The organism is Citrobacter sp. Cm038, assembly GCF_030333105.1.
In the GTDB taxonomy this organism is placed as follows: domain Bacteria; phylum Pseudomonadota; class Gammaproteobacteria; order Enterobacterales; family Enterobacteriaceae; genus Citrobacter; species Citrobacter murliniae.
In genome coordinates this window covers 134,394-160,676 of record NZ_JAOWGO010000022.1, presented here as the reverse complement: position 1 = coordinate 160,676, position 26,283 = coordinate 134,394, and the positions used below count along the sequence as shown (strand labels likewise).

At 52.8% G+C, this 26,283-nt stretch carries 23 protein-coding genes; 14 read left to right on the top strand and 9 right to left on the bottom strand.

Annotated features, from left to right (window positions below):
* The first annotated feature begins 26 nt into the window (after window positions 1-26).
* Window positions 27-1,001, top strand: coding sequence for a porphobilinogen synthase (hemB, locus tag OGY01_RS12110; RefSeq protein WP_045440399.1), 975 nt, complete (start codon window positions 27-29; stop codon window positions 999-1,001).
* Window positions 1,002-1,078: 77 nt separating this feature from the next.
* Here the strand turns inward: hemB and tauD are convergent, their stop codons facing one another.
* Genes tauD through tauA form a run of 4 tightly spaced genes read right to left on the bottom strand, consistent with a single transcriptional unit; the run spans window position 1,079 to window position 4,492 of the window.
* Window positions 1,079-1,930, bottom strand: coding sequence for a taurine dioxygenase (gene tauD / locus OGY01_RS12105; RefSeq protein WP_045440398.1), 852 nt, complete (start codon window positions 1,928-1,930; stop codon window positions 1,079-1,081).
* On the bottom strand, window positions 1,927-2,754 hold the full coding sequence (gene tauC / locus OGY01_RS12100; protein ID WP_045440395.1) for a taurine ABC transporter permease TauC: 828 nt from the start codon (window positions 2,752-2,754) through the stop codon (window positions 1,927-1,929). Before tauC ends, tauD begins: the two co-directional genes overlap by 4 nt.
* The gene (gene tauB, locus OGY01_RS12095) at window positions 2,751-3,518 is read right to left on the bottom strand and encodes a taurine ABC transporter ATP-binding subunit (protein ID WP_045440392.1); all 768 of its coding nucleotides are present in this window, start codon (window positions 3,516-3,518) and stop codon (window positions 2,751-2,753) included. The genes tauC and tauB overlap by 4 nt, the downstream gene beginning before the upstream one ends.
* Window positions 3,519-3,529: 11 nt before the next feature.
* Window positions 3,530-4,492 carry a taurine ABC transporter substrate-binding protein gene (tauA, locus tag OGY01_RS12090; protein ID WP_045440390.1) on the bottom strand — a complete coding sequence of 321 codons (963 nt, stop codon included), beginning with the start codon at window positions 4,490-4,492 and terminating at the stop codon, window positions 3,530-3,532.
* 255 nt (window positions 4,493-4,747) lie between these two features.
* Here tauA and OGY01_RS12085 point away from each other — a divergent pair, with 255 nt between their 5' ends.
* The 6 genes from OGY01_RS12085 to fbpC all read left to right on the top strand — a co-directional run bounded on the left by OGY01_RS12085 (window position 4,748) and on the right by fbpC (window position 12,546).
* A complete protein-coding gene (locus OGY01_RS12085; protein WP_048221969.1) occupies window positions 4,748-5,377 on the top strand; it encodes a response regulator transcription factor in 630 nt (209 codons plus the stop codon).
* Window positions 5,377-6,918 (top strand): MASE1 domain-containing sensor histidine kinase, encoded by a 1,542-nt coding sequence (locus OGY01_RS12080; RefSeq protein ID WP_048221970.1) that lies wholly within the window; start codon window positions 5,377-5,379, stop codon window positions 6,916-6,918. The genes OGY01_RS12085 and OGY01_RS12080 overlap by 1 nt, the downstream gene beginning before the upstream one ends.
* A gap of 88 nt (window positions 6,919-7,006) precedes the next feature.
* Window positions 7,007-8,311, top strand: coding sequence for an MFS transporter family glucose-6-phosphate receptor UhpC (uhpC, locus tag OGY01_RS12075; RefSeq protein ID WP_048221971.1), 1,305 nt, complete (start codon window positions 7,007-7,009; stop codon window positions 8,309-8,311).
* A complete protein-coding gene (locus tag OGY01_RS12070; protein WP_045440378.1) occupies window positions 8,308-9,339 on the top strand; it encodes an ABC transporter substrate-binding protein in 1,032 nt (343 codons plus the stop codon). The genes uhpC and OGY01_RS12070 overlap by 4 nt, the downstream gene beginning before the upstream one ends.
* A 70-nt stretch (window positions 9,340-9,409) precedes the next feature.
* Window positions 9,410-11,488 carry an ABC transporter permease gene (locus tag OGY01_RS12065; RefSeq protein WP_045440374.1) on the top strand — a complete coding sequence of 693 codons (2,079 nt, stop codon included), beginning with the start codon at window positions 9,410-9,412 and terminating at the stop codon, window positions 11,486-11,488.
* Window positions 11,489-11,499: 11 nt separating this feature from the next.
* Window positions 11,500-12,546 (top strand): ferric ABC transporter ATP-binding protein, encoded by a 1,047-nt coding sequence (fbpC, locus tag OGY01_RS12060; RefSeq protein WP_045440372.1) that lies wholly within the window; start codon window positions 11,500-11,502, stop codon window positions 12,544-12,546.
* Between the two features lie 31 nt (window positions 12,547-12,577).
* On the opposite strand, the gene mmuM is transcribed toward fbpC, so the two are convergent.
* Window positions 12,578-13,510: a homocysteine S-methyltransferase gene (gene mmuM / locus OGY01_RS12055; RefSeq protein ID WP_286493160.1), complete on the bottom strand. Its 933-nt coding sequence runs from the start codon at window positions 13,508-13,510 to the stop codon at window positions 12,578-12,580.
* Entirely contained in the window at window positions 13,497-14,900 is a 1,404-nt protein-coding gene (mmuP, locus tag OGY01_RS12050; RefSeq protein WP_045449469.1) for an S-methylmethionine permease, read from the bottom strand. Before mmuP ends, mmuM begins: the two co-directional genes overlap by 14 nt.
* Before the next feature lie 407 nt (window positions 14,901-15,307).
* On the opposite strand from mmuP, the gene OGY01_RS12045 reads away from it, so the two are divergent.
* Window positions 15,308-15,811 (top strand): GNAT family N-acetyltransferase, encoded by a 504-nt coding sequence (locus OGY01_RS12045; RefSeq protein ID WP_200012145.1) that lies wholly within the window; start codon window positions 15,308-15,310, stop codon window positions 15,809-15,811.
* A gap of 164 nt (window positions 15,812-15,975) precedes the next feature.
* Window positions 15,976-16,764: a hypothetical protein gene (locus OGY01_RS12040; RefSeq protein WP_200012143.1), complete on the top strand. Its 789-nt coding sequence runs from the start codon at window positions 15,976-15,978 to the stop codon at window positions 16,762-16,764.
* Window positions 16,765-16,926: 162 nt separating this feature from the next.
* On the opposite strand, the gene OGY01_RS12035 is transcribed toward OGY01_RS12040, so the two are convergent.
* Window positions 16,927-17,403, bottom strand: a complete 477-nt coding sequence (locus tag OGY01_RS12035; protein WP_045440360.1) for a cold-shock protein — start codon at window positions 17,401-17,403, stop codon at window positions 16,927-16,929.
* Between the two features lie 87 nt (window positions 17,404-17,490).
* Window positions 17,491-17,736: a DUF2543 family protein gene (locus OGY01_RS12030; RefSeq protein ID WP_045449467.1), complete on the bottom strand. Its 246-nt coding sequence runs from the start codon at window positions 17,734-17,736 to the stop codon at window positions 17,491-17,493.
* 396 nt (window positions 17,737-18,132) lie between these two features.
* Between OGY01_RS12030 and OGY01_RS12025 the strand changes: the two genes are divergently transcribed.
* A complete protein-coding gene (locus tag OGY01_RS12025) occupies window positions 18,133-18,909 on the top strand; it encodes an MBL fold metallo-hydrolase (RefSeq protein ID WP_286493159.1) in 777 nt (258 codons plus the stop codon).
* An 18-nt stretch (window positions 18,910-18,927) separates the two neighbouring features.
* The gene (locus OGY01_RS12020) at window positions 18,928-19,878 is read left to right on the top strand and encodes a GlxA family transcriptional regulator (RefSeq protein WP_045440355.1); all 951 of its coding nucleotides are present in this window, start codon (window positions 18,928-18,930) and stop codon (window positions 19,876-19,878) included.
* Here OGY01_RS12020 and OGY01_RS12015 read toward each other — a convergent pair.
* Complete coding sequence (locus OGY01_RS12015; RefSeq protein WP_045440353.1) at window positions 19,875-20,483, bottom strand: class I SAM-dependent DNA methyltransferase; 609 nt, start codon at window positions 20,481-20,483, stop codon at window positions 19,875-19,877. The two genes, OGY01_RS12020 and OGY01_RS12015, sit on opposite strands and share 4 nt — an antisense overlap.
* Window positions 20,484-20,658: 175 nt before the next feature.
* On the opposite strand from OGY01_RS12015, the gene OGY01_RS12010 reads away from it, so the two are divergent.
* The 3 genes from OGY01_RS12010 to OGY01_RS12000 all read left to right on the top strand — a co-directional run bounded on the left by OGY01_RS12010 (window position 20,659) and on the right by OGY01_RS12000 (window position 26,282).
* Window positions 20,659-21,738, top strand: a complete 1,080-nt coding sequence (locus tag OGY01_RS12010) for a LacI family DNA-binding transcriptional regulator (protein WP_200012134.1) — start codon at window positions 20,659-20,661, stop codon at window positions 21,736-21,738.
* A 153-nt stretch (window positions 21,739-21,891) separates the two neighbouring features.
* Window positions 21,892-24,969, top strand: coding sequence for a beta-galactosidase (locus tag OGY01_RS12005; protein WP_286493158.1), 3,078 nt, complete (start codon window positions 21,892-21,894; stop codon window positions 24,967-24,969).
* 59 nt (window positions 24,970-25,028) lie between these two features.
* The gene (locus OGY01_RS12000; protein ID WP_286493156.1) at window positions 25,029-26,282 is read left to right on the top strand and encodes an MFS transporter; all 1,254 of its coding nucleotides are present in this window, start codon (window positions 25,029-25,031) and stop codon (window positions 26,280-26,282) included.
* The last annotated feature ends 1 nt before the right edge of the window (window position 26,283 follow it).

Sequence of the window (26,283 nt, the reverse complement as noted above, 5' to 3'; positions counted from 1 at the left end):
TCGATTCCACAAACATCAGGCATACCATGACAGACCTAATCCAACGCCCTCGCCGCCTGCGCAAATCCCCTGCGCTGCGCGCTATGTTTGAAGAGACAACACTCAGCTTAAATGACCTGGTGTTGCCGATCTTTGTTGAAGAAGAACTCGACGATTACAAAGCCATCGAGGCGATGCCCGGCGTGATGCGCATTCCGGAAAAACATCTGGCTCGCGAGATTGAACGCATTGCCAATGCCGGTATCCGCTCGGTGATGACCTTTGGTATTTCCCACCACACAGATGACACCGGCAGCGACGCCTGGAAAGAAGACGGGCTGGTAGCGCGCATGTCTCGTATCTGCAAGCAAACTGTCCCGGAAATGATCGTCATGTCCGATACCTGCTTCTGTGAATACACCTCGCACGGTCACTGCGGCGTGTTATGCGAACATGGTGTTGATAACGATTTGACCCTTGCCAACCTCGGCAAGCAGGCAGTCGTCGCCGCTGCTGCGGGTGCTGATTTCATTGCCCCTTCCGCTGCGATGGACGGCCAGGTACAGGCTATTCGCCAGGCGCTGGACGCCGCGGGTTTCACCGATACCGCCATCATGTCCTACTCCACCAAGTTTGCCTCATCGTTCTACGGCCCGTTCCGTGAAGCCGCAGGCACTGCGCTGAAAGGCGATCGTAAAACCTATCAGATGAACCCAATGAACCGTCGCGAGGCGATCCGCGAATCGCTGCTTGATGAAGCGCAGGGCGCAGACTGTCTGATGGTAAAACCGGCTGGTGCATACCTTGATATTCTGCGTGATATCCGCGAACGCACGGAACTGCCGATTGGCGCCTATCAGGTCAGCGGTGAGTACGCGATGATCAAATTTGCGGCGATGGCCGGAGCAATAGATGAAGAGAAAGTGGTGCTGGAAAGCTTAGGGTCGATCAAACGCGCGGGCGCGGATCTGATCTTCAGCTACTTCGCACTGGATCTGGCAGAGAAAAAAATACTGCGTTAAGTTATTTTGCCAGATGGCGCTTCGCGTTATGCGGTCAGCCACATTGTTGGCCAGGTCAGCGAAGCGCCAGCAGGCAATCAGCCCGCACGGAAGTATGGTTTGTCCCCCAGAATCGTAGCCCGATGCATAATGCGTCGCTGCGGCAGATAGTCAGCATTAGCATAATGCTGCGTCACACGGTTATCCCAAATCGCCACATCGTTGGGCTGCCAGCGCCAGCGCACCTGAAACTCCGGTTTAGTGATGTGGGCAAACAGGAATCCGAGCAGCGCTTCACTCTCTTTCTCCGTCACATCGACAATCCGTGTCGTAAATCCCTCATTCACAAACAGTGCCTGTTTACCGCTCACCGGATGCGTGCGCACGACCGGATGCAACAACGGCGGATGCTTTGCTACCGCCTCCAGCCAGCGCTGGTGCTCCTCTTCAGTCTTACGATATTTAAACTCCTGAAATGACTTACGGAAATCATGTTCAGCCCGCAGGCCGCTTAGCAGTTGGCGAAACGGCGCAGATAGCGCCTCATAGGCGGCAATTCCGCTGGTCCACAGCGTGTCACCACCGGTTGAGGGCAGCTCTTTAGCTGCAAGAATCGCCCCGGCAGGCGGCGTCTCAATAAACGTCACATCGGTGTGCCAGTTGTCATTATCCGGCGGATTATCATTATGCGTATCCAGCACGATAATCTCCTCCACTCCCTCAGCATGGGGATAGACCGGATGAATATGCAGATCGCCAAAACGCAGCGCCAGCGCCCGTTGTTGCTGCGGCGTAATAACCTGATCGCGCAGGAATACCACCTGGTGGCGCAGTACCGCATGGTACAACTGTTCAAACTGGTTATCGCTCAGTGGACGGGTCAGATCCGCACCTGTTATCTGTGCCCCAATATACGGCCCCAGCGGGCTAATACTCAGACGTTCACTCATTGTACTTCTCCATGCCAGGGCGTCAGACGGCGCTGGAGCGCACGCAGACCCAGTTCTAAAATAAAGGCGATAACGGCAATCACCGCGATCCCCGCCAGCACCACATCCGTTGCCAGAAATTCACCGGCTGACTGCACCATAAAACCTAAACCTCGCGTCGCGGCAATCAGCTCTGCTGCCACCAGCGTCGACCAGCCCACGCCCAGTCCGATGCGCAATCCGGTAAGAATTTCCGGCAATGCCCCCGGTAAAATAACAAACCACAATACCTGTATACGGCTGGCCCCCAGCGATTGCGCGGCCCGAATCCTCACCTGCTGCGCGCTTTTAACACCCGCCAGTGCCGACATTGCAACAGGTGCAAAAATGGCCAGATAGATCAGCAAGATCTTGGAGGTTTCACCGATCCCAAACCAGATGACCATCAGCGGCAAATAGGCCAGCGGTGGAACCGGACGATACAGTTCGATAATCGGATCGAGAATACCGCGCACAGTCGGACTCAACCCCATCGCGATCCCCACAGGAACACCAAGCAACACCGCTGCCAGCAGAGCTATCACAATACGCGTCAGACTTGCCGCCAGGTGCTGCCACAACGTGGCATCCATAAAGCCTTGCGGACCGGCAATGGTAATAAGTTTTTGTAACACCAGCCCCGGCGAGGGTAAAAACAGTGGACTGATCAATTGCAGAGCTGCCACCGTCCACCATATCGCCAGGATAACGGTCAACGTACCGAGACTTAACGTAATCTGGCGAGAGAACGGCCAGCGCCAGCTCAGCGCGCGCTGCCGGGGTTTATCGTTAATCACCACACTCATGAAAAAGCCTCCCGTTGTTCAAAGACGCGGCTTAACACATACTCACGCATCGCGATAAACTGCGGATCGGACTTAATACTGCGGCTGTCTTCTCCGGCCACAAAGCGGCGGGAGAAATTGAGCGGCAAACGTTCAAGCACCCGGCCAGGACCTGGGGACAGCAGCACCAGTTCCGTTGCCATAAACACGGCCTCTTCGATATCGTGGGTGATCAGCAGCACCTGTTTACCCGTCTCATACCAGAGCTTAAGAAGCAGGGTTTGCATCTGTTCGCGGGTAAACGCATCCAGCGCCCCAAACGGCTCGTCCAACAGCAACAATTGCGGATTCGCCGCCAGCGCCCGGGCAATACCCACGCGCTGACGCTGACCGCCAGAAAGCTGCCAGATAAAGCGTTTTTCTGCGCCCTCTAATCCAACTTTCTTCAACATTTCCAGAGCGACACGTTGACGCTGCATTTTCTCTACGCCAGCCAGTTGCAGACCGAACCCGACGTTATCCTGCACGTTACGCCAGGGCAGCAGACCTTCGTTCTGGAACACAACGCCACGTTCAGCCCCAGGACCTTCGACCTTTTTCCCTTCCAGCAAAATACTGCCGTGCTGATAAGGTACAAATCCGGCAATCAGATTCAGCAACGTGGTTTTCCCGCAGCCTGAAGGCCCAAGCACCACCAGCAGTTCACCGCCATCCAGGGTCAGATTGATATCGTCCAGCACAGGTTTTCCACCGTAACTGGCGGCAAGATGAGAGATTTGCAGCATCAGCGCCCCCTTTATTGCACAAAGCGATCGGTGACGTACTGGCTGTAGTCCGTCGCTACGGCAGGCACTTTCCCCTGCTCTTTGAGGAACTGTGCGGTGTCGATAATCGCTTTGTTTACCGGCCCGGTCAGTTCAGCGGTTTGCTGTTGCGGTGTCAGATAGGTATTACCCTTCACCAGCGCAGGAATATCTGCCTCCGGCACTCCGCTTAAGCGCGACAGCTTGCTGATATTTTCCGGCTGCTTCAGCCACTCATCGGGGTTAGCGATATAGGGCTGCTGTGCAGCAATCGCGCTTTTGGCAAAGGCTTTCACTACCTCAGGATGCTTCTCGGCAAAATCTTTACGCACCACCCACACATCCAGCGTCGGCGCCCCCCATTCCCCCACTTTTTCGGAGTCGGTTAATACTTTGCCGTCTTTTTCCAGTGCATTTACCGCAGGCGCCCAAACGTAAGCACCATCAATGTCTCCGCGCTGCCAGGCGGCAATAATCGCCGGAGGTTGCAGATTCACAATCTCCACCTGGCCAGGCTTAATACCCCAGTGTTTGAGTGCAGCCAGCAGGCTGTAGTGGGTCGTGGAGATAAACGGCACGGCGATACGTTTACCAATCAGATCCTGCGGTGTGCTGATATTTTTCTTTACCACCAGCGCTTCGGAGTTACCCAGTTTTGAGGCCAGCAAGAAAACCTCAATCGGCACCTGCTGACTGGCGGCGACCGCCAGCGGGCTGGAACCGAGATTGCCAATCTGCACATCGCCGGAAGCCAGCGCCCGCACGATGCTCGCGCCACTATCGAACTTACGCCAGTCAACGGTGGCCCCGCTCTCTTTGGCAAAGGTGTTGTCCGCCTGCGCCACTTTGGCGGGTTCGGCGGAAGTCTGATACGCGACGGTGACATTGACCGCCTGCGCCTGAAATGCAACCAATGCCAGTACGGCAAGGAGTGTGTTACGCGATGAAATACCCATGATTGTCTGCTCCCCTGTCTTGTTATGGAGGCAGTATTTCGTTGCGGCTGAATTTGATAAAGGAATTAAAAATTCTGGCTAAGAACAAAGCGTTTTTAGAAAAAAACCGGCAAAGGTTAGTGATTTTCCACAAAAACCGCGCCACGCCTTTTTATTGCGATTTTGTTACATCCGTTACATAACTATACCTGATTGATTGCCAGCACAGCCCTGGCAGGCATCATAGACGTCATTGTCAGGCAAGAGAGCAATATCATGATTCATGTTGTGCTGGTGGATGACCATGTGGTGGTGCGTTCCGGCTTTGCGCAATTACTCAGCCTCGAAGATGACATTGACGTCATCGGTCAGTACAGCAGCGCGGCACAAGCCTGGCCTGCATTACTGCGCGATGACGTCAACGTGGCGGTAATGGACATCGCCATGCCGGATGAAAATGGTCTGAGCCTGTTAAAACGACTGCGGTCGCAGAAACCCGGCTTTCGCGCCATCATTCTCAGCATTTACGACGCGCCTACATTTGTTCAAAGCGCACTGGATGCCGGAGCCAGCGGCTACCTGACCAAACGCTGCGGCCCCGAGGAATTAGTACAGGCTGTACGCTCAGTGGGTATGGGCGGGCATTACCTGTGTGCCGATGCCTTACGGGCGCTACGCGGTGGTGAACAGCCCGCGCAGGTTCTGGAAGTACTGACCCCACGCGAGCGGGAAGTCTTTGATCTGCTGGTCAAAGGCGATAGCGTGAAAGAAATCGCCTTTAAGCTCGATCTCAGCCATAAAACTGTCCATGTCCACCGCGCTAACGTACTGGGCAAGCTGCAATGTCACAGCACCATCGATCTGGTGCATTTCGCCCTCGACCACCAGTTGCTGACGGGGCATTAATGTCACGATCGGCTCGCCATGGGGTGATCTCACTTTTTATCCTGTTGGCCTGGGGATCGGGCTGGCTAATGCTGTGGACGCTAGGTTTTTACCTGACCCATAACGGCCAACAGGCGGCGTTATTTCTGCCTCACGGCGTCTACCTTGCTCTGCTGATCCTGCTTTCGCGCCGGTACTGGCCCGCGCTGGTGCTGCCGCCGGTGCTGATGCTGTTGTGGTTGCACAGCGAGCAGTTGTTGAATGGCTACATCCTGCTGGCAGCGCCGTTTATCAGCCTGATCCCAGCGAGCATTGGGCAATCCTACTGGCACCGCTTCCCCCTTTACTGGCAGCGATTAACGCTGTTACTGGCCGCGGTGACCGTGACGTCATTACTCAACACCGCCCTGCTTTCGCCCTTTATTCAAAGTCCGGCTATGTTGACGGGTCTGGCATCGTTTACCGGTGGCGTGTTGCTGACGCCATTTGTCTATCTGATCTACGAGTTTCTCCGCCAGCAGCACCGGTATCATTTGCTCGGTCTGGATACCACCAATCCACCGCTGCGCACGTCGCTTATTATCTGGTGCAGCCTGTTTTTTATTATCGGCATCGGTACGCAAATGGTTCTGTCACCGGATATCGAGCGCCTGCTGCTGATCGTGGTATTCCTGCCAAACGTGGTGATGGCGTGGAAATTTGGCTGGCAGGGGGGCGTATTGTCCGGGCTACTCGGCAGCATGATGATCACCATCGCCCGGCAGATAGGCGTAGGATTCAGCAATCTACTCGAACTGGAGATTTTTCTCGCCACCCAGGCACTGCTGGGCATCGGGCTGGGGATCGCCATCAGTCGCCAGCAGCATCTGGCGCAGAACCTGCATCATTATCGCCAGCGTCTGGAATCTGAACTGACAGCGCGGCGAGCGTTGACCGAACAACTGATCCGCACCGAAGAAAATACCCGCAAGAACCTGGCGCGGGAACTGCATGACGAAATTGGCCAGAACATTACCGCGATTCAAATCCAGTCGCAGTTAGTCAAACGGGCGCACAATCCACAACAAACACTCGAGGCCGCCAATCAGATCAACGATCTTGCCCGACGTATTCACCACTCTACCCGTCAGTTGTTGCGCCAGTTACGCCCTCCCGCTCTCGATGAACTGTCCTTTAAGGATGCGCTACATCATCTGGTGAACGAATTTGCGTTTGCCGAACGGGGTATTCGTTGTCGGTTTGAGTATCAGATGGAAAATACGCCAGAAAATGAAACGGTCAGATTCACCCTTTATCGTCTTTTGCAGGAATTACTCAATAACGTCTGCAAACATGCTGACGCCAGCGAGGTGTCGATTGCGTTACGCCAGCGAGAAAACAGCCTGCATCTGGAAGTTGATGATAACGGCGTCGGTATTCTGCCCGAAAAAATCCCTGGCTTCGGTATCCAGGGAATGCGTGAGCGCGTTAATGCACTCGGCGGCGAGTTGACGATCGAATCGCAGAATGGTACGCGGGTAATTGTTAACCTGCCCACAAATTTGCAACAAACCCGCCATTAACCAGGAAAAAGTCTTAGTCAGTCCGGACTTTCTCTCATCCCCTTTCGGTTTCACTTTCATATAGTCAGCAAAACGGAGACGGCTATCTATGCACGCACGCTCAGCCAGCAAAACAGACCAACAATATCGGGCACTACGCCCCCGGCTGCTAATGTGCATGGTGATTGGCTACGCCGCGTTTTACCTGACGCGCAAAAGCGTCAACTACGTACTTCCGGCGCTGCAAACCGATCTTGGGCTGGATAAAGGCGATATCGGCCTGCTGGGATCGCTGTTCTATCTGACGTACGGCCTGTCGAAATTCACCGCCGGATTATGGCATGACAGCCACGGGCAGCGCGCGTTTATGGGCATCGGCCTGTTCGCCACCGGCATATTAAACGTGGTGTTTGCGTTTGGCGAATCACTGCCCCTGTTGCTTGCTGTCTGGACGTTAAACGGTTTTTTCCAGGGTTGGGGCTGGCCGCCATGCGCCCGACTGTTGACCCACTGGTATTCACGCAACGAGCGCGGCTTCTGGTGGGGCTGCTGGAATATGTCGATCAACATCGGTGGAGCGGTGATCCCACTGATTAGCGCCTTTGCCGCCCACTGGTGGGGCTGGCAGGCCGCCATGCTGGCACCTGGGATCATCAGCATGGCATTAGGCATCTGGCTTACTCTGCAACTCAAAGGCACGCCACAGGAAGAGGGATTACCCACGGTTGGAGAATGGCGACATGACCCGCTGGAGTTGCGCCAGGAGCAGCAAAGCCCGCCGATGGGACTGTGGCAAATGTTACGCACGACGATGCTGAAGAACCCGATGATCTGGCTGCTCGGCGTGTCGTATGTACTGGTCTATTTGATCCGCATTGCCCTCAATGACTGGGGCAACATCTGGCTGACGGAAAGCCACGGCGTCAACCTGCTCAGCGCCAATGCCACAGTGATGCTGTTTGAAGTCGGTGGTTTACTCGGGGCGCTGTTTGCCGGATGGGGATCAGATTTGCTGTTCAGTGGACAACGCGCGCCAATGATTTTGTTGTTCACGCTGGGGCTGATGGTCTCTGTCGCTGCCCTGTGGCTGGCACCGGTTCACCACTACGCACTGCTGGCGGTCTGTTTCTTTACCGTGGGCTTTTTTGTTTTTGGCCCACAAATGTTGATTGGCCTGGCAGCTGTCGAATGCGGACACAAGGCGGCGGCAGGTTCAATCACGGGTTTTCTCGGATTGTTCGCCTATCTGGGGGCCGCGCTGGCGGGTTGGCCGCTGTCGCTGGTCATAGAACGTTACGGCTGGTCGGGAATGTTCAGTTTGCTCTCGGTAGCCGCTGTCTTTATGGGTTTATTGCTGATGCCGCTACTTATTGCAGGCATTACCCCTTCTCTCAGTCAAAGGATAAAACAATGAAACTGACGCTTACCTCTACCCTGATTGCATCCGGCATTGCGCTGGCTGCCTTAAGCAGCGTTGCACAAGCAGAAGGTCGCCTGGTGGTCTATTGCAGTGCCACCAACGAGATGTGTGAATCCGAAACCAAAGCTTTCGGCGACAAATATGACGTGAAGACCTCGTTCATCCGTAACGGATCGGGCAGTACGCTGGCGAAAGTCGATGCCGAGAAGAAAAACCCGCAGGCGGATGTCTGGTACGGCGGTACGCTGGATCCGCAATCTCAGGCCGGTGAAATGGGTCTGCTGCAGCCCTATAAATCACCGAACCTCAGCCAGATCATGGAGAAATTCCGCGATCCCGCCAAGGTTAAAGGTAACCTCTCCTCGGCGGTTTACGTCGGTATTCTGGGCTTTGGCGTCAATACCCAGCGTCTGAAAGAGAAAAACCTGCCAGTACCAAAATGCTGGAAAGATCTGACCAAACCAGAATACAAAGGTGAAATTCAGATTGCCGACCCGCAAAGTTCAGGCACGGCTTACACCGCACTGGCGACCTTTGCCCAGCTATGGGGTGAAGATCAGGCCTTTGATTATCTGAAGCAACTCAACGCCAACGTCTCCCAGTACACCAAATCCGGCATAGCCCCGGCACGTAACGCCGCCCGTGGCGAAACGGCTATCGGCATTGGTTTCCTGCACGACTATTCGCTGGAAAAAGAACAAGGCGCGCCGCTGGAACTGATCTCTCCTTGCGAAGGTACCGGCTATGAAATTGGTGGCGTCAGCATTCTGAAAGGCGCTCGTAATATTGACAACGCCAAACTGTTCGTCGACTGGGTGCTGTCGAAAGACGCCCAGGAGCTGGCATGGAAGAAAGGCAAATCCTATCAGATCCTGACCAACACCACTGCCGAAACCTCGCCAAACTCACTGAAACTCGATGATCTGAAACTTATCAATTACGACATGGATAAGTATGGTTCTACCGATGTGCGTAAAGCCTTGATCAACAAGTGGGTCAGCGAAGTGAAGATGGGTAAATAAGCCCACATTTTGCGGTTAATGCCCGGTGGCGCTCGCGCTTACCGGGCCTACATACAACACCGGAACGCTTATGTCACACACACTTGCACTCCATCCCGTGAAAAAACGGGATGCGATATTCCTTTGGGTTTTGCTGGGCTGGCTGGCATTTGCCCTGCTGCCAAGCTGGAGTCTGGACTACGGCCTGCTGGAATCGACAAGCGATGAAATTATCGCTGCTTACAGTTGGTCGCATTTCAATATCAGCTGGTTATGGTATCTGCTGCCGAGCCTGCTGCTGGTGCGCCCGTTCCAGGAAGCCAGACGCGAACAGCGCAGCCGCCACTATCTCGATGCGGGCTGGGCGTTTTTCTGCATGGCCTTTATTGTCGCCAGCGCCACACTTGAAGGACGCGGTTTAGGTTATGCCACTATCGTACTGTTTGTGGCCCTGGGCGCGATCATGACCCTGGCGCTCACCCGCCTCGAATGGCTGGGCGGCGACCGTTTCGTCATCGGTTCACTTACGGCTATTGTCGCGCTGATCGGTATTTTTATCGTCTGGCCAAGCATCGCCATTTTCATTCCGATGTTTACCAACGACACCGGAGAGTTTGCGCCACTGGCGTTTATGAATGTGCTGTCACAGGCGCATATCATTCAGGTGATCCTCAACTCCATTATGCTGTCGATTGCTGTCGGCGTCGGCTGTACCTTCTTCGGTCTGGTGCTGGCGATTTACACCACCCGTATCGCCAGACGCAGCGCCATCATTGGTCGTATTTTCTCGATTCTGCCGATCGTTACTCCGCCGTTTGTCGTCGGCTTAGGCGTCACTCTGATGATGGGACGCTCCGGCTACATCACCGAATTTATGGTGGAGTGGTTCGGGCTGACGAATACCAACTGGCTGTATGGTTTTACCGGCATCTGGCTGGCGCAAGTGCTGGCTTTCACCCCAATGGCATTTATGATCCTCGACGGGGCGATCAAGACTATTCATCCCTCGCTGGAAGAGGCCTCATACACCCTACGCGCCAGTCGCTGGCAGACCTTTAACGGTGTATTTGTCCCGCTGCTGAAACCGGCGCTGGCTAACGCCTTTTTGATTGTCGTGGTGCAATCGCTGGCCGACTTCAGTAACCCCCTGGTCCTCGGCGGTAACTTTGACGTACTGGCAACACAAATCTACTTCTACATCACCGGCTCACAGCTCGATTACCAGGCCGCCAGTACGCTTGGTGCATTCCTGCTGCTGTTCTCGTTGCTGGTGTTCTGCGTGCAGTACATGTGGATCGGTAAACGCTCGTACGTCACCGTTTCGGGTAAATCCTATCGTGGCGACGTGCAGCCGCTGCCGGTGACCCTGGTGTGGAGCGTCGTCGCCCTACTGGCCGTGTGGATTGCCTTTAACGCCCTGCTCTACGGCAGCATTTTCTACGGTAGTTTTACCGTTAACTGGGGCGTGGACTACACCCTGACGCTGGCGAACTTTACCAAGCTGTTCGGCCAGGGCATGAGCGACGGAGCATGGCCTTCACTGCTCGATACCCTGCTTTACGCAGGTATTGCCGCCCCCATCACCGCCATCTTCGGCCTGTTGATTGCCTGGGTAGTGGTGCGCCAGCAGTTCAAAGGCAAGAAGACCATCGAGTTCACTACCATGCTGTGTTTTGCAGTACCCGGCACCGTGGCTGGCGTATCGTACATTCTGGCCTTTAACAGCGCACCGGTGTATCTCACCGGAACGGCGGCGATAGTCATTATCTCGATGGTCATGCGTAACGTACCGGTCGGGATCCGCGCGGGAATCGCCGGACTCGGACAGATCGACAAATCACTGGATGAAGCCTCACTCAGCCTGCGCGCCGGTTCGCTGCGAACCATCACGCACATCCTGTTGCCGCTGCTGCGCCCGGCGATCCTCTCGGCGCTCATCTACAGCTTTGTCCGTGCCATTACCACCGTCAGCGCCATTGTGTTCCTCGTGACGCCGGATACCCGCGTGGCGACCGCCTACATCCTGAACCGCGTGGAAGACGGCGAATACGGCGTGGCGATTGCCTACGGTTCGATTCTGATCGTGGTGATGCTGGCGATTATTTTCATCTTTGACTGGCTGATCGGTGAATCACGTACCTCCCGTTCAAAAGCCAAAAACCAGGCGTAATGGAGCGCACTATGAGTCAGAAAAATTTTGTTGAGCTGCGCAACGTCACCAAGCGATTCGGCAGCAATACGGTTATCGACAATATCAACCTCACCATCCCACAAGGGCAAATGGTGACGCTGCTGGGGCCGTCAGGCTGCGGAAAAACTACCATTCTGCGTCTGGTCGCCGGGTTGGAAAAACCGAGCGAGGGGCAGATTTACATTGATGGCGAAGACGTCACCCATCGCTCTATCCAGCAGCGCGATATCTGTATGGTGTTTCAGTCCTACGCTCTGTTCCCGCATATGTCGCTGGGAGAGAACGTCGGCTATGGTCTGAAAATGCTCGGTATCTCACGCGCGGAAGTGAAGGCCCGCGTAAAAGAAGCGCTGGCGATGGTCGATCTGGAAGGATTCGAAGACCGTTATGTCGATCAGATCTCCGGTGGACAGCAGCAGCGTGTGGCGTTGGCGCGCGCGCTGATCCTCAAACCGAAAGTCCTGCTGTTCGATGAGCCACTCAGCAACCTTGATGCCAACCTGCGTCGCAGCATGCGCGATAAGATCCGTGAGTTGCAAAAGCAATTTGATATCACCTCTCTGTACGTGACCCACGATCAGAGTGAAGCCTTTGCCGTTTCCGACACCGTACTGGTAATGAACAAGGGACATATCATGCAGATCGGCTCGCCGCAGGATCTCTACCGTCAACCTGCGTCACGCTTTATGGCAAGCTTTATGGGTGACGCCAACCTGTTTCCGGCAGCATTCAGTCAGGAATATGTTGATATCTACGGTTACCGACTGCCGCGACCACTGCATTTTGCTACTCAGGGCGAAGGCACGGTCGGCGTACGACCAGAAGCAATTACGTTGAGCGATCGCGGTGAAGAGAGCCAGCGCTGTGTGATCCAGCACGTCGCCTATATGGGGCCGCAGTATGAGGTGACCGTCGTGTGGCACGGGCAGGAAATCTTACTGCAGGTTAACGCAACCCGCCTGCAGCCGGACGTCGGTGAGCACTACTATCTCGAAATCCACCCGTACGGGATGTTTGTATTAGCGGATGCGGCGTGATGATTTACCGGGCCTTCCGGCCCGGTAACGCTCAAAAACAGGCTTTTAACCCGGCAATATCCTCTGGCGTGGTGCGACAACACCCGCCAATCAACCGCGCACCGGCAGCCCGCCACTGAGGCAGATAATCCGCCAGCCGCGCACAACCTTCACCATGATGATGCCAGGTTTTGCTCTGCGCATCGTAATGCTCCCCCGAATTGGGATAGACCACCAGCGGCAGCGTCGTTAATCCATGCAGATGCTGTAGCGCAGCGGTCGTGTCTTCCAGCGCAATACAGTTGATACCAATCGCCACTACCTGCGGATAGTGAGCCAAAAACGCGACAACTTCGCTCAGCGGCGTACCATCGCTCAGATGTTCGCTGTCACGCAGAGTAAAAGAGAACCATGCCCGCGCTCGCGGGTACGCGCTCAGCAACTCCGCTAGCGCTTTAATCTCAGCAAAATTCGGCATCGTTTCACAGGCCAGCAGATCGGCCCCGGCATCAAGCAAGGCTTCTACGCGCGGACGATGGAACGCCTGAAACTGTTCCTGACTTCGCTCGTAATCGCCGCGGTACTCTGAACCATCCGCCAGATACGCACCATATGGCCCCACGGAGCCAGCCACCAGCAGTCCCCCTGCCAGCGGATTCTCCGCCAGATACGCCTCGCGCGCCTTACGTGCCAGCTCCACGCTTTTGCCAATCAGCGCTTTTGACTGCGCTTCATCCAGTCCGAGCGTGGCAAAGCCTGCAGGCGTTGCCTGATAGCTGGCGGTGATCGCGCACTGCGCCCCCGTCCGATAGTAATCAAGGTGAACTTCGCGGATAAGCTGCGGATCTTCTACCAGCACTTTGGCTGACCACAGGCTATTGGCTAAATTACAGCCACGTGCTTCCAGTTCCGTCGCCATTGCGCCATCCAGCAACAGGAAGTCCTGTTTATCAAGGAGAGCGCTTAACGGATTATTCTGCGACATGTTCTGGCTCCTGTTTTGCTTTACGGGGTTGAGTAAGGAAATAAGCACCATAACACAGCGCAACAAACGGTAACCCGCACCACAACGCAATTCTCTGCGCCGGATCGAATGCCAGTCCCACACAAGCCACCAGACACAGCACAAACCCCAGTACAGGCACCAGCGGATACCACGGTGCTCGATAATGTAATTCACTCAATGCCTTACCTTGCTGCAGATGCCGGCGGCGAAAAACAAAGTGCGAGGCGCAGATGCTAAGCCACACCGCGACAACCGCAAACCCGGAGATCGCCGAGAGTGCGACAAATACTGTATCCGGGGCAACCACACTGGAAAACAGCGCCAGCACGCCGCCAAGCATACTGACCGACAACGCCGTCAGCGGCACACCGTTTTTCGTCACCCGCGCAAAACAGGCAGGTAACGTGCGCTCATTCGACAGCGACCACAACATACGCCCGGAGGCGTACAGTCCGGAGTTCGCCGCAGAAAGAATGGCCGTCAGGATCACGAAATTAAAAATATCGGCGGCATACGGAATCCCTACCTTCTCAAACACCAGCACAAACGGGCTTTTCTCCACGCCAGCCTGCTGCATCGGGATCAACGCTGCCAGCACAAATACGGTGCCGATAAAGAAAATGATCAGTCGCGCGATAGTGGTACGAATTGCCACCGGAATGACCTTGCGTGGGTTTTCCGTTTCACCTGCAGCAATACCGATAAGCTCAGTACCAGAGAAAGCAAAATTCACTGCCACCATGGTCATCAGGATAGGTAAACCACCGTGCGGGAACCAGCCTTCTGCCGTGATATTACTCAGCCCCGGCGCGGGCGAACCGTCATGCATCGGGATAAAGCCAAAAATAGCCGCTCCACCGAGAATAATAAACGCGATGATGGTGACCACTTTCACCAGCGAGAACCAGAACTCCCCTTCGGCAAAAAAGCGCGTAGAGATAACGTTCAGGCCAAAAATAATGACGCAGAAAACCACGCACCAGATCCATACCGGTACCTGCGGAAACCAATACTGCATGCAGAATCCGGCGGCGGTAAAGCTCGAACCAAGTGCCACGGTCCAGGTCAGCCAGTAGAGCCAGGCGACGGTGTAACCTGTCGCCGGACCAAGATAGCGCGCAGCATAGACGTGAAACGCTCCGGTTTCCGGCATCGCCACCGACAATTCTCCCAGACACTGCATGACCAGCCAGACCACCAGCGCGCCAATCAGGTAGGCCAGCAACGTCCCCGCCGCGCCAGTGGTGGAAATGATGTACCCGGTATTGAAGAATAATCCTGTGCCAATAACGCCACCTAAGGAGAGCATAATCAGGTGACGCGTTTTCATCGTGCGCTTCAGCGGCGCATTTTGTTGTGTTGTTTGCATATAACCTTCCAAACGTATGGACATCTAAACATCCAAAGAAGGTTTGTTATATCGTGTTTGTTAACAGAATGCAAAGTCATCCCTGTACCAGACGCAGATGCCCGCGCCGGGTGCTCAATACCGGATGAGGATTAATAATAAGATATAAAAAAGGCCGCCAGCTCATAACGCCTCCATTGCCAGGCTTTATGTAAACTCTGGCAATGGAAACACTCAGTGGCGTTCACACTGAAGTGGGAACCTTCTGGCCACACTCATACGTCTGGATGAGGTTCCGGGTGGTAAAATCGACCACATTTATTCTCTGCATGCACAGAGCTGAGTCCAATTAACTCAATTTGACAGATTCTACAGGTGTATCATGGCAGTGGAGTATTGCATCTGGCACCGCGGTTCAAGAGGAATTGATGGAGATTCGACGTTTCAAAAATGGGGATGAGGCCGCATTATTTCGCGTCTTTTTATCGTCCGTACATAACATCGCGTCACGCGACTACACGCCAGAACAAATCGATGCGTGGGCTCCAGCGGATATTGATCAAGAACTTTGGGCCAGTCATATGAGGACGTTACGACCCTTTGTCGTTGAGATTGATGGTGAAATAGCCGGGTATGCTGATGTTCAGCCCAATGGATATATTGACCATTTTTTCGTATCGGGAACCTGTCCAGGGCAAGGCGTTGGTACTTTGCTTATGAATCGCATTCATCAAGAGGCCAGATTACTCGGTTTGAACGAGCTCACATCGCACGTGAGCAAAACCGCGGAGTCTTTCTTTTTACGTCATGGTTTTTATTTGGTGAAGCGAAAACATCCTGTTCGACGTGGCGTGACGCTGCAGAATGCAGTGATGCGAAAAGAACTTAATCAGGAAGCGGTGTCAGGGGTGAAAAAAACCACTGAGGGTTGATTGCTGTATTTCAATCGAAATGTAACCCGATAATTATGGATTTTCTTATATATCCGGTAAGACTTAGTGATCCTCATACAATGCGTGCTACATAGCGAGTCAATGTAAGTAGTCACAAGATCATTAATAATTCGTGATAAACATCTCAGAAACAGATGGATCTAATGGATCTAAATGCGGTAATGGCGCTAATCTGGAAATCGCTAATTTCGGAGATTATGATGATACGGCTAGTAAACTCAAAAGAAGAAATCGTTGATAATATTTTTTCTTTTACTCAAGCACTTAACGAAACGCCTAGAAATCCAATATTTGAACAGTCTGGACGATTTAAATGCTGGTATGCTTATAAAGATGAACTCAATAATCAATGGTGCTTTGGTCCAAGCAAATATATAGGCTACGCTGAAATAAGCATTGACATTTATAATAAGACATATCCTGAACTGGATGGAAAGATAACTGAAAAACAGTTATCAAAATTCAGCTCAGACATTGATGACGTTACTTATTCATATCTCCAAAATGAATTATTTAAGTTATTAAGCCATGCCGGAAGAATTCCATCTAAAAGCGCAAAAATAAAAATCATTGAAGGCGTCAAAAAAAACATGCTAACTAAAAAAATTAACTATGAAACATCTGATGAATGTCGTTTCTATTATGAAGATGAAAAACCTTCTATTGTTAACATTTCAAACTTTATTCGCTCTGATGTAGGAATAAAATTTGATCTGCAATGGGGCGATAGCCGCTATTTTGTCTCGCTAAATAAAAAAACAGACTTTTGGTATTGCGAAGGAATTGCTTCTTATATAAAAACCGGAGAAAAAATTGATATAGCGGCTTTTGTTAAATTTCATGACAATGGAGATATTGATATTCTTGGGGATAAATGGTTTGAGAATGGATACAATGCGTTATGGACAGCATCTGTTTGTGTCAGCCGTTAAGATAGTACCTTAAATAGTATCCCATGGCGTATTTCCATAGCGATATTACTCTCAGACTTCGAACAAAAGCCATCTGTCACAGAGTTAAAAGAACAAAAATACCCCCCGAAATTCTGCACCTGAACGGCGCAGAATTTCGGCTCACAGTCAGTCCAAAAGATTTCAGACCTTGAGGAGTTTCACCGTGGCGTCGATGTCTATCTCATCTTCCGAGAAGATCAGCGTTGTTCCCTGGAAGGTGGTGATTGCCAACTTTTTCAGCGTACGCATTTCTCCGGGCTTCACATCTGATTTCGGTTTGATGCTGTTCATCAGTACGCCCACAGACAACACCGCATTTTCTTTATCAATGCGAGTCTCAACAGGCACTTCTTCACTGTATACCAGGTAAGACTTGATCGCCGTGAGCTTTAGTCGCTCGCCCGCGATATAAATGTACTTGCTCTCTGGTACGACTTTCACCGCATAAGCTGACAAACCCTTGTTATTGGTCGTGGGTTCGAAAGTCACCGCCGCATCTTTCTTGATCAGCTCAGGGTTAGCAACCTTAATCACATGAAAATAACGGTTATCTCCGTTTTCATCTTTGATAAATCCAAAGCCTTTATCTTTAAACCACGTTGTGATTGTTCCGTTCATTGCTTTACCGCCTGGTTAATCGTTAATCTACTAAATTATTGCTGTGCGCAGTGTAAAACACAATGCCAGTGCAGGCTACGCCTTTGGTTACTCGTTACCCCAGCGATTGAGAAACTCCGCTATCTCATCGATACGCTGTTCGTCGATGCCAGCAACACCAGCCATCTCCTGCTGCGCTTCTTCGCTGATCTCCTCGTTGTTCATTAAACGGGTGATCAGTAGCTGGAAGTAATGCGCCAGGGAGTCGCGTTCCGGCTCGTTCACCGGCTTTGTCGTCTCCGTCGCGTACTCGTCGGCAATATCATAATACTTCAGCGAAATTTCGTTGTTCATCAGTTGCTCCGGGGTGAATGCCGTGTGCCAGCGGTTGCCTGCATCGTCTGGTGCGAATGATAGCATTCTTATTTCACCGTTAGCGATCTGTTTTATTGGCGATAATACATTGAATATATCAAAATATTCTCTGCAGCCGTTTTTCATTTAATAAAATAACTTACATTTAATTCACTCTGATTTATTCAGCACGGTATCATTGTCTGGTATTAAATAAATATTAAGCAGGTTGGCTATCATTTAATTTACTATCGCGGCATACACTTTACGTCACGGCGTCGGTAATCATAGCATCCGGTTGGCCCAATCCCATCGCTAATCGCCCATTTGCCCACATTTATCTTCTGGACAACACTCTACGATGACACCACTGACCCAAAACGTGGAGCAAACACCATGAACATCACGCAAATACGCAATGCCACGCAACGCATCACCTTTGGCGGCAAAACCTTTCTGGTCGATCCTATGCTGGCGCCAAAAAGTGCTTATCCGGGTTTTGCCGGAACAGCGCGCGCAGAGATCCGTAACCCAACCGTCGATCTGCCCATCGACATCGATACCCTGCTTAACGTCGATGCGCTGATCGTGACCCATCTGCATGAGGATCACTGGGACGAGGTTGCCACTCACGTCGTGCCGAAAGATAAACCGATCTATGTGCAAAATGAGCAGGATGAGCACGTGCTGCGGGAGCAGGGTTTCACACAACTGACCGTACTGACGCACAGCACTACGCTGGGCGACATCACCCTGCGTAAAACCGGCGGCCAGCACGGCTCGGATCGCGCTTACGCCATCCCGCAAATGGCGGAGCGTCTGGGTGATGCCTGCGGGGTTATCTTCCAGCATCCGGCGGAAAAAACGCTGTATCTGGTCGGGGACACCATCTGGCGCAACGAGGTGGAAACCAATATGCAGACTTTCCAGCCAGATGTGGTTATTTTGAACGCAGGCTTTGCCCACGTTATCGGTTTTGGGCCAATTATTATGGGTGCTGAGGATGTGCTAAAAACCCACTTCACGCTGCCGCAGGCACAGATTGTCGCGACCCATATGGAAGCGATTAACCACTGCCTGCTCTCCCGTTCAGCTCTGAAAGATTATGCCCACGACAACCAGATTGCGGAATTCGTCAACGTGCCTGAAGATGGTGAAACCCTGACGTTTTAATGCCAACAGAGGAATCGTATGCTCCCGCTCACCGTCGCTATCGTCGCCGTTGAAGATTTCAGCCCGTTTCACTTCTCGGTGCCGTGCATCATTTTCAGTGACAAAGTGGCGGCGAAAAAACGCTTTGAGGTGCAACTGTGCGCCGAGAAACCTGGCATCATCGCTTCTCAGGACGGCTTTTCCGTCACCGCCTCTCACGGTTATGAAGCCGTGGAGGCGGCCGACATTGTGGTGATCCCATACTGGGGCACCACGGCCCATCGCCCGGCACAAAGTCTGCTTGATGCACTCAATCGCGCGCGGCAAAACGGCGCCCAAATTGTCGGATTGTGCCTGGGTGCATTTGTTCTCGGCTATGCCGGATTGCTGGACGGCAAACGAGCGGCCACGCACTGGGAGTTTGAACAAGACTTTCAGGCACGTTTTCCCGCCGCTCGTCTGGATATCAACGCCTTATATGTGGATGACGACGGCATTATCACCTCGGCAGGCACCGCAGCCGCACTTGATTGCTGCTTGTATGTGATCCGCCAACGCTTTGGCAGTACGGTCGCGAATCAGATTGCCCGACGGATGATTGTGCCGCCACATCGCGAAGGAGGACAGGCGCAGTTTATCGAACAGCCAGTGGCGAAAAGTACCCAGGATCAGCGCATCAACGCTCTGCTCGACTATTTGCGCCAGCATATCCACGAACAACATAACCTCGACGGGCTGGCGCAGCGGGTAATGATGAGTCGGCGAACTTTAACCCGCCATTTTATGAAAGCTACCGGGTCGAGCGTGGCAGAGTGGCTGATTGCCGAACGCCTGCGTCGCAGTCAGGAACTGCTTGAGTCCAGCCCGTTACCCGTTGAAAGAATTGCCGAACAGGTTGGCTTTCTGTCGCCGGTAACCTGGCGCCAGCATTTTAAATCACACTTCGGTGTCAGTCCCGCTGAGTGGCGCAAAACTTTTCGCGGCGTTTAACCCCTTTTCTTCGCCAGCCAGACCGTATGCCCGGCGCATTGCGGATCTTCCATCACCATATCAATCACCTCAAAGCCGTGCGCTGACAGCAGTGCGCGGTACTCGTCGGGCGCCAGACTGGCGTGAAACAACGGTTCGCCTTCAAACTGTCCCATGGCGATGCCGTTACTGGTGCCGCTGGTAAACATGAGTGCGCTACCGGGATGGCTGAGCCGGTCAAAAATCGGGAACATGTTTTGTTGGTCCTGCTGGGTTAAATGGAAAAAACTGTCCCAGGCAAGCAAACCCTCGAAAGTTTCATTCAGCGTTAATTCGCGCATATCCTGCTCCAGCCAGCGCTGGTCGGGAAAAGCTTGCCGGGCGCGCGCCAGCATCGCCGCTGAACCATCCACACCGGTAAGCTGAAAACCTTGCTGGATAAAATAGTCGGCAATCGGCTGACCGTTCCCACAGCCAATATCTACAATGCTGCCCAGCCCGCCCATTGCCGCAATGAATTTATCCAGCCAGTGTTTTTCAAAAAGCGTGCGCGAGCGCTGGCAGGCAAACGCAGCTGCGTGGCGTCGGTAAATGGACAGAATGTTCTTTGCCTCCAGATCACTCACAATTTCCTCACTATTTTTTGATATATCATTATGTTAAATATGGCAACCATAGACCACAGGGAGCGATTTGCTGAAAGCTTCTTTCTCCGAAATGAGCCTCGCAGAACAATGCCACAAATGACGAAAAACCTTTCATGGTGTGGCATGATAGCGCGTGGATAACATGGAAATCAGGGTGGTAAATGTGAAACCGGTAACGCTATACGATGTTGCAGACCATGCAGGAGTCTCTTACCAGACCGTCTCCCGCGTCGTGAATCAGGCCAGCCACGTTTCCGCGAAAACCCGTCAGAAAGTTGAGGCCGCAATGGCGGAACTTAACTATATCCCCAACCGCGTCGCACAGCAGCTTGCGGGCAAGCAAACGCCGCTTATCGGCGTGGTGACCGCAAACCTTGCTCTACATGCACCCTCGCAAATTGTTGCCGCCATTAAATCTCGCGCCGACCAGTCCGGGGCCAGTGTGGTGATTGCGATGGTTGAGCGTAGCGGTATGCAAGCGTGTAAATCGGCGGTACATAACCTGCTGTCACAGCGTGTGACCGGGCTTATCATCAACTATCCGCTTGATGAAGAGGACGCCATTGCCGTTGCCGCCTCCTGCGCCCCGGTGCCGGTGCTGTTTCTTGATGTCTCGGATCAATCCCCAATTAACAGCGTGATTTTCTCCCATGACGATGGCGCGCGACTGGGCGTAGAACATCTGGTACAGCATGGCCATCAACGTATCGCTCTGTTAGCCGGACCGAATACATCAGTCTCGGCACGGCTCAGACACGCGGGCTGGCATAAGTATCTGGCGCACTACCAGCTACAACCGACGGTGGAAATGGAAGGCGACTGGAGCGCTATGTCCGGTTTTCATCAAACCATGCAGATGCTTAACGACGGTAACATCCCTACCGCTATGCTGGTCGCCAATGATCAAATGGCACTGGGCGCGATGCGGGCAATAAGCGAATTTGGCCTGCGGGTCGCTACTGACATCTCGGTAATTGGCTATGATGACACCGAAGACAGCTCCTGTTATATCCCGCCGCTGACCACAATAAAGCAGGATTTCCCGATGCTTGGACAAACCAGCGTCGACAAACTATTACAGCTTTCACAGGGTGGATCCGCCCCGGGTAACCAGCTTCTGCCCGTTACGCTGGTTGAGCGAAAAACCGTTCTGCCGCCGAATACTCAGACCGCTACCGCTCAGGGACTCGCGGAGTCTTTAATGCAGCTGGCCCGCCAAATTTCTCGTCTTTAACACTCCATGGGGAAGTTATCACCTTTATCTCGCATACCTGAATTTATGTGATTCAGTTCAATTATTATCCGCCCTCCCCTTTACAAAATAATCGACTCCCACGTATGTTCAATAAAATTGTGAGCGGATAACAAACTTAACCAGGATACTGCCATGACCCTGAACACGGATTCACTCGCCGCCGTACTGAAACGCCGCGACTGGGAAAACCCCGGCGTGACACAACTCAATCGCCTGGAGGCTCACCCGCCTTTTTGTAGCTGGCGCTCAGCGGATGATGCCCGCAGGAACAGTCGCTCTGCGCAATTGCGTTCACTGAATGGTGAGTGGAAATTTGCCTGGTTTGCTTCGCCAGAAGCGGTACCTGAAAGCTGGCTTGAAAACGATCTGCCGCAGGCGGATACCATCGTGGTGCCTTCTAACTGGCAGATGAGCGGCTATGACGCACCAATCTACTCCAACATTACCTATCCGTTTCCGGTCAATCCCCCGTACGTTCCGGCTGAGAACCCAACTGGATGTTACTCGCTCACATTTAGTGTAGATGAAGGCTGGCTACTTGAGGGCCAGACTCGCGTTATTTTTGATGGTGTTAATTCTGCATTTCATCTGTGGTGCAATGGTCGCTGGGTCGGCTACGGTCAGGACAGTCGTCTGCCTTCCGAATTTGATCTCAGCAATTTCCTGACTCGCGGTGAAAACCGTCTGGCGGTGATGGTGCTACGCTGGAGCGATGGTAGCTATCTGGAAGACCAGGACATGTGGCGTATGAGCGGTATTTTCCGCGACGTTTCTCTGCTGCACAAACCCACGACGCAAATCCGCGATCTGCGTGTCAACACCCGCTTTAACGATGACTTCAGTCGCGCAGTGCTGGAAGCGGAAGTCAGGGTGGCGGGCAACGAGAGCGAAGATTTACGCGTCACCCTACAATTGTGGGATGGTGAAACACTGATCAGCGATACCACCGCCCTGTTAGGCAGCGAGATCATTGATGAGCGCGGGGCTTACAACGATCGCACTTCGCTGCGTCTGAATGTTGAAAACCCGGCGCTGTGGAGCGCAGAAACACCCAATCTGTACCGCGCTGTTGTACAGTTACATACAGCCAACGGCACACTGATTGAAGCAGAAGCCTGCGATGTCGGCTTTCGTCAGGTGAGCATTGAAAATGGTCTGCTCCTGTTAAACGGCAAGCCACTATTGATTCGCGGAACCAACCGGCATGAACATCACCCGAAAAACGGTCAGGTGATGGACGAAGCGACGATGCTGCAGGACATCATCCTGATGAAGCAGAACAACTTCAATGCCGTACGCTGCTCCCATTATCCGAATCATCCGCTGTGGTACACCCTGTGCGATCGCTACGGGCTGTACGTAGTGGATGAAGCCAATATCGAAACCCACGGCATGGTGCCGATGAATCGCCTGACCGACAATCCAGACTGGCTGCCAGCCATGAGTCAGCGCGTCACGCGTATGGTGCAGCGCGATCGCAACCACCCCAGTATTATTATCTGGTCGCTGGGAAATGAATCCGGTCACGGCGTGAACCACGATGCCCTCTACCGCTGGATTAAATCAGAAGACCCGTCCCGCCCGGTGCAGTACGAAGGCGGCGGCGCGGATACCGCAGCAACAGACATCATCTGCCCAATGTATGCCCGCGTCGACCAGGATCAGCCTTTCCCGGCTGTGCCAAAATGGTCAATCAAAAAATGGCTGTCGATGCCCGGTGAGCAGCGCCCGTTAATCCTTTGCGAATACGCCCATGCGATGGGCAACAGCCTCGGCGGTTACGCTAAATACTGGCAGGCGTTTCGCCAGTACCCTCGCTTACAGGGCGGTTTCGTCTGGGACTGGGTGGATCAGTCGCTCATCAGATACGATGACGAAGGTAAGCCCTGGTCTGCCTACGGCGGTGACTTTGGCGACACGCCGAACGATCGTCAGTTCTGTATGAACGGTCTGGTGTTTGCCGATCGCACACCGCATCCATCACTGTACGAGGCTAAACACGCGCAGCAATTTTTCCAGTTCACGTTGCTCCCTGGCGCGCAATGGAAGATTGAGGTCACCAGTGAATATTTGTTCCGTCGCAGCGATAACGAAGTTTTGCACTGGTCTATAGCTCAGGACGGTAATCCACTGGCCAGTGGAGAGCAGGCACTGGATATCGCTCCGCAGGGCAGCCAGATAATCACCCTGCCGGAAATCCCGATGCCTGAAACCGCGGGCCAGCTGTGGCTGACGGTGCACGTTTCTCAGCCCCAGGCGACCGGGTGGTCAGAAGCTGGACATATCAGTGCCTGGTATCAGTGGAAACTGGAAGAAAAATTCAGTCTGACGCTTCCATCGCATGCCAGTGCAACGCCAGAGCTGACCGTCAGCGAGGGCGCATTTACAGCGGCAGTCAATAACAAACGCTGGGAATTCTCCCGTCAGTCAGGTCTGCTAACACAATACTGGATGGATGATACGCCGCAGTTATTAACCCCGTTAATCGATCAGTTCATCCGCGCACCGCTGGATAACGACATTGGCGTCAGTGAAGTCACCCGTATCGATCCCAACGCCTGGGTCGAACGCTGGAAGGCGGCAGGTCACTATCACACAGAGCCAAAGCTACTGGTTTGTGAAGCCGAAACACTGTCCAGCAGCGTACTGATTACCACCGTACATGCCTGGCAGTACCTTGGTAACACACTGTTTATCAGCCGAAAATCCTACCGTATTGACGGACACGGTGAGATGCAAATGACAATAGATGTCGATGTCGCCAGCGGAACGCCGCATCCGGCGAGGATTGGTCTTAGCTGTCAGCTTGCGTTGGTCGCTGAGCGGGTAAACTGGACAGGTCTCGGTCCCCACGAGAACTACCCGGACCGCCTGAGCGCGGCCTGTTTTGGCAAGTGGGATCTTTCGCTGGATGAGATGTATACCCCTTACGTTTTTCCGAGTGAAAACGGCCTGCGCTGTGGAACGCGCGAATTGCGCTACGGTGCTCATCAGTGGCGCGGTGATTTCCAGTTCAACATCAGTCGCTACAGTCAGAAACAACTGATGGAAACCAGCCATCGCCATCTGCTGCAACCAGAGGCGGGGACCTGGCTCAATATTGATGGTTTCCATATGGGCGTCGGCGGGGATGACTCATGGAGTCCTTCCGTTTCGCCGGAATATCAACTGAGTGCCGGACACTATCACTACCAGGTCAACTGGCGCTAAAAATAATAAATAATTGGGCAGGTTGCGACCTGCCATTATTTTGCGTAAGGAAATCCATTATGTATTATTTAAAAAACACTAACTTTTGGATGTTCGGTTTTTTCTTCTTCTTTTACTTTTTTATTATGGGGGCTTATTTCCCATTTTTCCCTATCTGGTTACACGATATAAACCATATCAGTAAAGGTGATACCGGCATCATCTTCGCCTGCATCTCTTTATTCTCACTGCTTTTTCAGCCCATTTTTGGTCTGCTCTCCGATAAACTCGGACTGCGAAAACACCTGCTATGGATCATTACCGGGATGCTGGTAATGTTTGCCCCGTTCTTTATTTACGTTTTTGGTCCACTACTGCAGTTTAATATTTTACTCGGCTCTATTGTCGGGGGAATTTACCTGGGTTTTATTTACAACGCCGGGGCTCCGGCAATCGAAGCCTATATTGAAAAAGCGAGTCGCCGAAGTCATTTTGAATTTGGCCGCGCACGTATGTTTGGTTGCGTGGGCTGGGCATTGTGCGCCTCAATTGCCGGGATTATGTTTACTATTAACAACCAGTTTGTCTTCTGGTTGGGATCGGGTTGCGCGATAATTCTGGCAATACTGCTGTTCTTTTCGAAAGCTGAAGTGCCTTCTTCTGCAAAGGTTGCGGACGCAGTCGGCGCCAATCATTCAGCTTTCAGCCTGAAACTGGCACTGGAGTTATTTAAACAACCTAAACTATGGTTCCTTTCACTATATGTCGTCGGTGTTTCCTGCACTTACGATGTGTTCGACCAGCAGTTCGCCAATTTTTTCACCTCATTCTTTGCCACTGGTGAACAAGGTACTCGCGTATTTGGTTACGTCACCACCATGGGAGAGCTACTCAACGCTTCCATCATGTTTTTTGCCCCGCTAATTGTGAATCGCATCGGTGGGAAAAACGCCCTGTTGCTGGCAGGCACTATTATGTCAGTGAGGATTATCGGTTCCGCGTTTGCCACCTCCGCGCTGGAAGTTGTTATCCTCAAAACGCTTCATATGTTTGAAATCCCCTTCTTGATCGTCGGCTGCTTCAAATACATCACCAGCCAGTTTGAAGTTCGTTTCTCCGCCACTATTTATCTGGTGTGCTTCTGTTTCTTCAAACAGCTGGCAATGATTTTCATGTCCATACTGGCCGGTAATATGTACGAAAGTATCGGTTTTAAGGGAGCTTATCTGGTACTGGGAATCATCGCCCTGAGCTTCACGCTGATTTCAGTCTTTACGCTTAGCGGCGCAAAACCATTCTCTCGTTATGTCACGCAAATGGACAGACAGGTCTGAA

Excerpts from the sequence above, each read along its gene's own strand:
- hemB (WP_045440399.1), top strand. The coding sequence starts at position 27 with ATGACAGACCTAATCCAACGCCCTCGCCGCCTGCGCAAATCCCCTGCG.
- tauD (WP_045440398.1), bottom strand. The coding sequence starts at position 1,930 with ATGAGTGAACGTCTGAGTATTAGCCCGCTGGGGCCGTATATTGGGGCA.
- tauC (WP_045440395.1), bottom strand. The coding sequence starts at position 2,754 with ATGAGTGTGGTGATTAACGATAAACCCCGGCAGCGCGCGCTGAGCTGG.
- tauB (WP_045440392.1), bottom strand. The coding sequence starts at position 3,518 with ATGCTGCAAATCTCTCATCTTGCCGCCAGTTACGGTGGAAAACCTGTG.
- tauA (WP_045440390.1), bottom strand. The coding sequence starts at position 4,492 with ATGGGTATTTCATCGCGTAACACACTCCTTGCCGTACTGGCATTGGTT.
- OGY01_RS12085 (WP_048221969.1), top strand. The coding sequence starts at position 4,748 with ATGATTCATGTTGTGCTGGTGGATGACCATGTGGTGGTGCGTTCCGGC.
- OGY01_RS12080 (WP_048221970.1), top strand. The coding sequence starts at position 5,377 with ATGTCACGATCGGCTCGCCATGGGGTGATCTCACTTTTTATCCTGTTG.
- uhpC (WP_048221971.1), top strand. The coding sequence starts at position 7,007 with ATGCACGCACGCTCAGCCAGCAAAACAGACCAACAATATCGGGCACTA.
- OGY01_RS12070 (WP_045440378.1), top strand. The coding sequence starts at position 8,308 with ATGAAACTGACGCTTACCTCTACCCTGATTGCATCCGGCATTGCGCTG.
- OGY01_RS12065 (WP_045440374.1), top strand. The coding sequence starts at position 9,410 with ATGTCACACACACTTGCACTCCATCCCGTGAAAAAACGGGATGCGATA.
- fbpC (WP_045440372.1), top strand. The coding sequence starts at position 11,500 with ATGAGTCAGAAAAATTTTGTTGAGCTGCGCAACGTCACCAAGCGATTC.
- mmuM (WP_286493160.1), bottom strand. The coding sequence starts at position 13,510 with ATGTCGCAGAATAATCCGTTAAGCGCTCTCCTTGATAAACAGGACTTC.
- mmuP (WP_045449469.1), bottom strand. The coding sequence starts at position 14,900 with ATGCAAACAACACAACAAAATGCGCCGCTGAAGCGCACGATGAAAACG.
- OGY01_RS12045 (WP_200012145.1), top strand. The coding sequence starts at position 15,308 with ATGGAGATTCGACGTTTCAAAAATGGGGATGAGGCCGCATTATTTCGC.
- OGY01_RS12040 (WP_200012143.1), top strand. The coding sequence starts at position 15,976 with ATGGATCTAAATGCGGTAATGGCGCTAATCTGGAAATCGCTAATTTCG.
- OGY01_RS12035 (WP_045440360.1), bottom strand. The coding sequence starts at position 17,403 with ATGAACGGAACAATCACAACGTGGTTTAAAGATAAAGGCTTTGGATTT.
- OGY01_RS12030 (WP_045449467.1), bottom strand. The coding sequence starts at position 17,736 with ATGAACAACGAAATTTCGCTGAAGTATTATGATATTGCCGACGAGTAC.
- OGY01_RS12025 (WP_286493159.1), top strand. The coding sequence starts at position 18,133 with ATGAACATCACGCAAATACGCAATGCCACGCAACGCATCACCTTTGGC.
- OGY01_RS12020 (WP_045440355.1), top strand. The coding sequence starts at position 18,928 with ATGCTCCCGCTCACCGTCGCTATCGTCGCCGTTGAAGATTTCAGCCCG.
- OGY01_RS12005 (WP_286493158.1), top strand. The coding sequence starts at position 21,892 with ATGACCCTGAACACGGATTCACTCGCCGCCGTACTGAAACGCCGCGAC.
- OGY01_RS12000 (WP_286493156.1), top strand. The coding sequence starts at position 25,029 with ATGTATTATTTAAAAAACACTAACTTTTGGATGTTCGGTTTTTTCTTC.